1 pseudogene is annotated in these 241 nt (G+C 31.5%); it reads right to left on the bottom strand.

Annotation, left to right across the window (positions count from 1 at the left end):
• Nucleotides 1-58 precede the first annotated feature (58 nt).
• Nucleotides 59-241, bottom strand: a pseudogene (locus tag FUA24_RS02895) (bL17 family ribosomal protein); the annotation flags it as partial.

The raw sequence follows: 241 nt of genomic DNA, 5'->3' as shown, positions 1-241 counted from the left end.
AAAAAAAAGGATAAACTAAAAATAGTTTATCCTTTATATATTAAATGCTTATTAACATTTATTCTTCCTCTTCGTTAGTTACTGTATTTTCTACAGGAGCTGCAGCTGGTTTAGCACTACCTCTTCTACTTCTTCTGGTAGATTTCTTTTTAGGCTTATCAGCATTATAAATTTCGTTGTAATCTACAAGCTCAATCATGGCCATATCAGCGTTATCACCTAAACGGTTTCCTAACTTAAT

The organism is Seonamhaeicola marinus, assembly GCF_008085455.1.
This window is presented reverse-complemented; position numbering and strand designations above follow the sequence as displayed.